Here is an 8,022-nt window from a genome sequence, read left to right as displayed (position 1 = left end):
GATAATAAAGAGTTTGGTTTAAACTCAAGTTAATGTCATACTTTAATAGAGAACAGAAAGTAAAAAAGGTTGCGTGAGAAACAGAAAACTTTAAAATTATTTAATAAAAAACCCGCTAGTATTTGAAAACTAACGGATTTTTGTAGAACAAACAACCAAATTTATTCTGAAAAAAGTTCGAATGTTATTATGGCATAATAGCAATCAAAGCTTATGTCTGTTTATTAGATGGACATATCGTAAAATGGTTGCGTCGTTTTTTGATATTTTTTTTAATAAAAAACCCGACAGGTTTAAAAAACGTGTCGGGTCGGTATAAAGTATTATATATTAAATCTTTAAGAATATTAAGCGTTAGCCAATTCTTTGATATGTTCTTTAATTTTTACTTCTAATTCGTCAGCTAATTCTGGATTATCTTTGATTAAAGATTTTACAGCATCACGACCTTGTCCTAATTTTGTATCTCCGTAACTAAACCATGATCCTGCTTTTTTAACGATCTCAAATTCAACCGCTAAGTCAAGAATTTCACCTGTTTTAGAAACTCCTTCTCCGTACATAATGTCGAATTCGGCAGTTTTAAAAGGTGGAGCCACTTTATTTTTTACGATTTTTACCTTAGTTCTGTTTCCGATAACATTTTCACCATCTTTAATTTGAGATGAACGACGAATATCTAAACGTACCGAAGCGTAAAACTTTAATGCGTTACCTCCCGTTGTAGTTTCAGGATTACCAAACATAACACCAATTTTCTCTCTCAACTGGTTGATGAAGAAAACAGTACAGTTTGTTTTACTAATTGTTCCTGTTAATTTTCTCAAAGCCTGAGACATCAAACGTGCATGAAGACCCATTTTAGAATCTCCCATTTCACCTTCAATTTCACTTTTTGGAGTCAGGGCAGCAACAGAGTCAATTACCACAATATCAATTGCTCCTGAACGAATTAAGTTCTCAGCAATTTCTAAAGCTTGTTCACCATTGTCTGGTTGTGAAATGATCAGGTTTTCGATATCTACGCCTAATTTCTCAGCATAATTTCTATCAAAAGCATGTTCAGCATCTATAAAAGCAGCAATTCCGCCCGCTTTTTGAGCTTCTGCAATTGCGTGTAACGTTAAAGTTGTTTTTCCAGAAGATTCCGGACCGTAAATCTCTATAATTCTTCCTCTAGGGTAACCATTAACTCCAAGAGCTAAATCAACTCCAAGTGAACCTGAAGAAATAGTTTCTACTTCTACAATGGCTTTATCGCCCATTTTCATTACGGTTCCTTTTCCGTAAGTTTTATCTAGTTTGTCAAGCGTAAGTTGTAGCGCTTTTAATTTGGCATCTTTCTCTGAACTCATCTCTTTTTTTTCTTTTTCTTTCATCTAAATTTTTATCTTTTTTTCTCTTTCATAAACAAATCAGAAAGAAATAATTTCCTGATTCAGATTTGTATGGACTTACATTTTGTAAAATTAGTTCTTTTTTTGAAGATTGATTTCCCAAAATTGTTCCAAATTGTACCAAATTTATACTACAAAAATAAAGCCTTTAATTCTGTAGCGTCAGAAGGTTTTATTTTTCCTGCTAGCAATAAACTCAATTGTTTACGACGTAAAGCGGCGTCAAAACGCTGTATTTCAAGTTCGGTTTCAGGCACAATTGGCGGAACTTCAACTGGTCTTCCGGTATCATCAACGGCCACAAAAGTATAAATAGCTTCGTTTGCTTTTGTTCTGCTTCCTGATTCACGATCTTCTACCCAAACATCGATAAAAACTTCCATAGAACTTTTAAAAGATCTTGACACTTTTGCTTCAACAGTTACCACACTTCCTAACGAAATGGCTCTGTTGAAAGCAACGTGATTTACAGATGCTGTTACTACAATTCGGCGAGAATGTCTGCGGGCTGCAATACTTGCTGCACGATCCATACGGGCCAATAATTCACCTCCAAAAAGGTTGTTTAAAGGATTTGTTTCGCTCGGTAAAACTAAATCGGTTAAAATGGTTAAGGATTCTGAAGGGTGTTTTGAGTTCATTTTTTTAATGTAAAATTTTATTTTTCATGTCCGTTCTGCGAACTTTTTTGCCACAGATTAAAAGAATTTAAATGATTTTTATAATCTTTTTAATCTGTGGCCTATTTTTAATTCAACCAATAAACAGCCATAACGGCCGGAATAAAATAAATCACGATGGTTCTCGCGCCGTCGTAATCTTTGGCTAATCTTTGCCCAAAAAGCATCATTAGCAAACAAATACAAGAGAAAATAGCTCCGTAGAAACCAAATTCACGACCACTATTTGTAAGTAATTGTATAGCTCCAACGACACATAAAATTCCAGAAATTAATTCAAGAATTAAAAGGTGAAGTAAGGCGAGAGGTACCTGGTTTTTTAGTGGTGTTTTGGCAAAATGCCCTTTAAGCCATTCGACATTATCTTTCCAATAAAATATTTTTTCATATCCTGATTGTAAGAAGGTTAAGGCTAAAAATGCTAATAGTAAAATGGAGGCAACATTGTTATTCATTTGAAACTATTTTTTATGAATTAAACGAGTCAGTTTTATAGATAAATCGGTCAGAATTATTTTTGCATTTCCGTTTCTTTCAATGTGATACATCGCATCTGAAAGTTCTTTGAAAATTTCGTGAATGTTGTTTCCGTTTACAAATGGTGCAAAATTTTCGAGTTTGAATTTTTCGACTTTAGGTTCAATGTAAACCAAAGTTGGAGCTTCATAATTAAGCAAAAGTGCCTGACGAAACATTTCAATACAAAACTGAATAAATTTTTTCTGGCTTTCACGTCCAAGAGCTGCAATTTCCTCGCTCCAGGAAATTAAATCCTGAATAGCGGCAGCATTTCCTTTGGCCCTAAATGCGGCACGAACCCAGTTGACAAACCATTGCTCAAAAGGATATTCTGAGTCATCTTCTTTTAAAAGATGTAAGGCTTTGCTAAAATTTCCCTGAGCCTGATGTGCAATTTTTTTAGCTAAATTAGAATCTATATTTTCTTGAGCAACCAAAGCTTCAGCAATTACTTTTTCCGGAAGTCCGTTAAAGTGAATTACCTGACAACGAGAACGTATGGTTTGAATAATATCTTCTTCATTTTCAGAAATCAGAATAAAAATGGTTTTATCTGATGGCTCTTCTAATAATTTTAAAAGCTTATTTGAGGCTGCGATATTCATTTTATCGGCCATCCAGATGATCATGATTTTATAACCGCCTTCGTAAGATTTTAACGAAAGTGATTTTAAAACTTCTGTTGCATCTTCGACACGAATTTCTCCCTGTTTGTTCTGAACGCCCAGAATTTTATACCAGTCAAATAATCCGCCATAAGGCATTTCCTGAATAAAAGTGCGCCAGTCCTGAATAAAATCTAAGCTTTTTGGTTTTGTTTTAACATCCTCGGTAGTAACCGTTGGATAAATAAAATGCAGATCTGGATGCGAAATGTTTTGAAACTTCAAATTGCAGGAATCATTTCCGTTAGAATTTTCGTTTCCTGTATTGCTGCACAAAATATATTGCGCATAAGCGATGGCCGTTGATAGTGTGCCACTTCCTTCTGGCCCAATGAATAATTGTGCGTGCGGAATTCGTCCGGAAGCTGCACTTTTTATCAAGTGACTTTTAATGTAATCTTGACCTAAAATTTGAGAAAATTGCATGAAGCAAAGATAGAAGAAAATGATGTAGTCAAAAATTTTCGTTCAAAAGTTTCTATCTGGTATTTTATTTATTTTGTTATAAAGCTTTTTTCTCGAATTTTTTGAAGTTTGTTAACCAACTTTTGTTAATAACGAGGATAAATCGAGTAGATATCAGCAGTTTTTTGTTAATAGTTTTTTCGAAAAAATGATAAACGTAAGGTTTTTTTGGTTATAATTTTAAATGATTTTGTTTTTTTTATGTGTAATATCTTACGGTTTTGATTTTAACAAATTTAACAAAAAGCCCGTTAAAACGCACATTTTCCCGACATAAGACTGATTTTTAAGGTTTTTTTAAGGTTTTTTTTTGAAAAAAGAAATCAATAAAGTTGCAATTTAAGTTAATTTACATATTTTTGTTTGCATCAACAACCCATTATAATAAGAATCTATGAAAGGGAAAATTATTTTATTTAGTACACTTTTTTTAATGACAACTGGTGCTATTTCAGCACAGGCTAAAAATGCTCCAAGAAGTATCATTAGTACAACAGCTCTTATTCGCAAATACCATGATCAAAAAGAATTGAGCGGTATGCAAAAAGGAGAACTTTTGGAACTGTACATTGAGCGTATTAAAGTTTTAGTAAAAACTCTCCCTTACATTGCTTTGGTTACAAAACCAGGTGTTACGATGGCAGACTTAGGTATTCCGGACGATAACGAGCACAAAAAAGTTTTAGATGCTCAGGCTGTTGGTACAACTACTTTCTTAGATACTACAGTAGAATTTCAAAGAAAAATGATGCCGTATTCTGACAAAGGAAACCTTATTGCAGCAATTTTATTTTACGAAAGCACATTGAAATCTTTACATGAGTTCAACGAATTGAACGAAATGTAATATTATAAAATATTTTTTAAAACCTTTTTTGAAGTGTTTGCGTAGATGAGTTAAATTTTTTACGCCATGAAAAAAAGAAATAAAAATAACAACTCGTTCTCGTGGGTTCTGACTACTATCAGAAAACTCGGGATGAGTTTTTATCATTTAAGCATACGCATACCCAAATTTATTATTAACCGTAATACCCCCTTATCATGAAAAAAATTACTCAAATGATCTGCGTTCTTTTGACAGTTACTAGTATGAGTGCTCAACAAGAAAAAGGAATTATGGGCTACAACAATTGGTTGAACAACTGGACCGAATTTAAGCCTCACAAAGTAGAGTATGGAGAAGCAAATCAAATCTTAGCAGGAAACATTTCTGTTAATACAAAATTGCTGAAGAGGAATATTTATGTTTTGCAAGGCAATGTTTATGTAACAAATAACGCTGTTTTAACGATTGAACCGGGAACTTTGATTATTGGTGATTTCGAAACAAAAGGAACATTGGTAGTTACAAAAGGTGCTCAACTTGTTGCAGATGGTTTAGAAACAGATCCAATCGTATTTACTTCAAACCGCAGCCAGAAAAAAGCTGGAGACTGGGGTGGAGTTGTAATTCTTGGTGATGCTCCAATTAATAAATTTGGAAACGTAGGGTCTTATAACTTAGATCTTGATCCAACTCTTACTACTTACGGAGGAGATAATGCAGCTTCAAATTCTGGAATTTTAAGATTCGTGAGAATCGAATTTGCAGGAAAAAAAGTAAAAGGTGTTGATACTTTCAACGGTTTAACTTTAGCTGGTGTTGGTAGCAAAACTATACTAGAAAACATTATGGTAAGCTACGCCGGAGGAGATTCTTTTGGTATCCTTGGCGGAGATATAAATGCCACAAAATTTGTTTCTTATAAATCAATCAACGACGATTTTAAATTTTCTCAAGGTGTACAATGTCGTTTCTATAACTCATTGGCAGTTAGATCTTCTTACTTCTCAAGTACTAAAGACGGATCTCGTTGTATGGAAGTAAAATCTTACGAAAAGAAAAGCGAAACAGATTTTACTAAAAAACAAACTTTAGTAGTTGCAACTAATATTACAATGCTTAATGACAGCGACAATATCAAAGCTGATATTCAGGCAGGTTTAGTAAAAGAGGCTGTTTATGTAGCTGAAAATGCTTCTCTTGAAATGAAAAGAAGTGTGATCTCAGGATTTAATCCGGCAGTATTATTAGACAGCAAAACAGAAATCAATGACGCCAACCTTAAAAAAATCAAATTTGAGGAAATGTACTTCAACCTATGTAACGGAAATATCTTTACAGAGTACAATTCTAACAACGAAGATTTAGAGAGCTGGTACGGAAATAGTGTGTTCTTTAACGTTTACTCTCAAAGTGATAACAAAGAAACATTCATTGATATTTCTAACGCTAAAAAACCAGATTTTAGATTACAATTAGGAAAAATTACAGCTTCAAGCGGCAATAGATAATAGACTTAGATTTTTATTTCAAAGCGTAAATTTTATTAATAAAGTCCCCAGACACAATTTATGTATTCGTCTTAAACAGGACCAAATAAAGATCAAAACATAATGGCTCAATCTAGAAAAAAATATTTTTTAAATATAATATTTTTGGTTTCACCTATTACGTTAAGTCTATATGCACAAAGTTCAATAGAAAAGCCTACAACTTCTATTGCTACGGTTTGCCATATGACTACGTCAAATAACCAAAATAACGATACGGCTGATACTAAAATTATCAGCAAATTAGAGAATTCTAATCAGTTTATAGCAGGGCTATCCATCCCCAAGGATAGCCTTCCTATTGCAGTTGATTCGAACGATCAGACTACTTTAAAATGTGAAGATAATTCATCATTAGCAGCTTCTTATTCACTTCTTGCAAAAGATATTATTGAGAACTACCGATATGATTTTTCTGAAACATTTATAGACATCTTGTTTTTTGAGAATATAGATCTGGCCCGAAAACGCACTATATGATTCGAAAAATTACTTTAAGTTTTACTAAAATTCTCATTTTATTTGGCTTTTTATTCTTAGCTAAATCGAATATGTATGCCCAAACAATAGTTCCTCAGCCATTTGATGGTTTAGAGAAACTTTGTGCTGGTCCTGCTTTCAATGAATTTAACGCTACATTTAGTTATGTTGATTTTCCTCCGGGAACAACATTTGCAGTAGAACTTTTAGACAATGCAAATAACCCTATTGCTACTATTATAAAGGGAGCTCCAATAGATGTTTCTCCAACAAAACAAACCATAAAATTTTCGCTGCCAGTTACTTTGGTAGGTTCAGAAACTTATGGTATAAGAATAAAAAGTTCTACCGGAGTTACAAGTGTGCGATATAAAAATGCAATCACAAGTGCTACAGATTTCCCTGCCTACTATAAGTCATATGAGGGATCATTTTCCGTTAATGGAAAATCTGGTAATGCTACTATTTGTTCAGGTGGTAATTTAACTCTTTCAGTTGATAATGATACTCCAGGCGTAATAGGATCTTCTCCTGCTACTTACCCAAATCTTAAATACAGATGGTTTAAGGACGGTGCTCTTATTGCAGGACAAAGTGATAAAACGTTAGTTGTAAATTCAGCCGGAGAATATTATGCTGTTATTGAATATGGTGCATGTACCGATCCAAATACGAGTTCTAATCGTGTAAACGTTGCAAGTTCATCATCCGGATCTGCTGTAGTTATTAGTTCTAGTTTAGGTAATCCGTTTTGTGCAAGTGCAGATGGAACCGTTTTAACTGCAAGTAGTGGTAATAAATATACCTGGAAAAAAGATGGCGCTCCATTTGGAGGTAATACCCGTACCGTAAAAGCAACTGAATCCGGTATCTATACGGTAGAAGTTGACTTTGGAGGATGTAATGCTACAGGATCAATCGACCTGAAAAGTAACGGTTTTAATTCCAGTATTGATGTTGCTGATGAGTTTCAACTTGAAGAAGGAGAAACTTTAAACGTTACGGTTACAACAGATGCTACAAGCCCAACTTATGAATGGTATCTAAACAACAATCTTATTTCGGGAGCTACTTCAAGTAGTTATCTGGTGGCGGCTATTGGTATTTACAAAGTACGTATATCGCAATCTTCAGGATGTATTTCTTCTAAAGAATTTACTTTTAAAGCCAAAGGAAAAGCAGGTCCTTCATCAGTGATTCCAAACATAATAAGTTTAAGTGGTTTAAGCCCTTATTGGAATATCCCCGATGAATACAAAAATGCCAATACCAAGGTTATGATTATAAGTTCTAATGGCGATATGGTTCTTGATGTTACCAATTATCAGGGAGATTGGCCTCAGACTTCAATCGATTTTAAAAATGTAAATCCAGTATATTACTATGTCATTAAAGGCGACGCAGGTGAGAAAAAAGGATCAATAACTGTGATAAGATAAT

The 8,022-nt window shown here is 33.7% G+C and carries 8 protein-coding genes; 4 read left to right on the top strand and 4 right to left on the bottom strand.

Annotated elements, in window-relative coordinates:
- Positions 1 to 347: 347 nt before the first annotated feature.
- The 4 genes from recA to FLACOL7796_RS01175 form a co-directional block, all read right to left on the bottom strand.
- Positions 348 to 1,355: a recombinase RecA gene (gene recA, locus FLACOL7796_RS01190; RefSeq protein ID WP_173968979.1), complete on the bottom strand. Its 1,008-nt coding sequence runs from the start codon at positions 1,353 to 1,355 to the stop codon at positions 348 to 350.
- Between the two features lie 173 nt (positions 1,356 to 1,528).
- Entirely contained in the window at positions 1,529 to 2,038 is a 510-nt protein-coding gene (locus FLACOL7796_RS01185; protein ID WP_173968976.1) for an acyl-CoA thioesterase, read from the bottom strand.
- Between the two features lie 107 nt (positions 2,039 to 2,145).
- Positions 2,146 to 2,532 (bottom strand): DoxX family membrane protein, encoded by a 387-nt coding sequence (locus tag FLACOL7796_RS01180; protein ID WP_072957544.1) that lies wholly within the window; start codon positions 2,530 to 2,532, stop codon positions 2,146 to 2,148.
- 6 nt (positions 2,533 to 2,538) lie between these two features.
- Positions 2,539 to 3,687: a DNA polymerase III subunit gene (locus tag FLACOL7796_RS01175; protein WP_173968974.1), complete on the bottom strand. Its 1,149-nt coding sequence runs from the start codon at positions 3,685 to 3,687 to the stop codon at positions 2,539 to 2,541.
- Positions 3,688 to 4,120: 433 nt separating this feature from the next.
- Here FLACOL7796_RS01175 and FLACOL7796_RS01170 point away from each other — a divergent pair, with 433 nt between their 5' ends.
- From FLACOL7796_RS01170 to sprC, 4 genes are all read left to right on the top strand, one after another.
- On the top strand, positions 4,121 to 4,573 hold the full coding sequence (locus FLACOL7796_RS01170; RefSeq protein ID WP_173968972.1) for a hypothetical protein: 453 nt from the start codon (positions 4,121 to 4,123) through the stop codon (positions 4,571 to 4,573).
- Between the two features lie 197 nt (positions 4,574 to 4,770).
- Positions 4,771 to 6,063 carry a hypothetical protein gene (locus FLACOL7796_RS01165; protein ID WP_173968970.1) on the top strand — a complete coding sequence of 431 codons (1,293 nt, stop codon included), beginning with the start codon at positions 4,771 to 4,773 and terminating at the stop codon, positions 6,061 to 6,063.
- Between the two features lie 144 nt (positions 6,064 to 6,207).
- The gene (locus FLACOL7796_RS01160; protein ID WP_232067262.1) at positions 6,208 to 6,582 is read left to right on the top strand and encodes a hypothetical protein; all 375 of its coding nucleotides are present in this window, start codon (positions 6,208 to 6,210) and stop codon (positions 6,580 to 6,582) included.
- Positions 6,579 to 8,021: a gliding motility protein SprC gene (gene sprC / locus FLACOL7796_RS01155; RefSeq protein ID WP_173968966.1), complete on the top strand. Its 1,443-nt coding sequence runs from the start codon at positions 6,579 to 6,581 to the stop codon at positions 8,019 to 8,021. The genes FLACOL7796_RS01160 and sprC overlap by 4 nt, the downstream gene beginning before the upstream one ends.
- The last annotated feature ends 1 nt before the right edge of the window (position 8,022 follow it).

Origin of the sequence: Flavobacterium bizetiae (assembly GCF_902804475.1) — a bacterium.
GTDB lineage: Bacteria > Bacteroidota > Bacteroidia > Flavobacteriales > Flavobacteriaceae > Flavobacterium > Flavobacterium bizetiae.
The sequence above is the reverse complement of the archived record's forward strand: the minus strand, read 5'-3'. Positions and strand labels throughout refer to the sequence as shown.

What these genes read in the sequence shown, in the direction of transcription:
- FLACOL7796_RS01175 (WP_173968974.1), bottom strand. Translation starts at nt 3,687, where the DNA reads ATGCAATTTTCTCAAATTTTAGGTCAAGATTACATTAAAAGTCACTTG.
- FLACOL7796_RS01170 (WP_173968972.1), top strand. Translation starts at nt 4,121, where the DNA reads ATGAAAGGGAAAATTATTTTATTTAGTACACTTTTTTTAATGACAACT.
- FLACOL7796_RS01185 (WP_173968976.1), bottom strand. Translation starts at nt 2,038, where the DNA reads ATGAACTCAAAACACCCTTCAGAATCCTTAACCATTTTAACCGATTTA.
- FLACOL7796_RS01180 (WP_072957544.1), bottom strand. Translation starts at nt 2,532, where the DNA reads ATGAATAACAATGTTGCCTCCATTTTACTATTAGCATTTTTAGCCTTA.
- sprC (WP_173968966.1), top strand. Translation starts at nt 6,579, where the DNA reads ATGATTCGAAAAATTACTTTAAGTTTTACTAAAATTCTCATTTTATTT.
- FLACOL7796_RS01165 (WP_173968970.1), top strand. Translation starts at nt 4,771, where the DNA reads ATGAAAAAAATTACTCAAATGATCTGCGTTCTTTTGACAGTTACTAGT.
- recA (WP_173968979.1), bottom strand. Translation starts at nt 1,355, where the DNA reads ATGAGTTCAGAGAAAGATGCCAAATTAAAAGCGCTACAACTTACGCTT.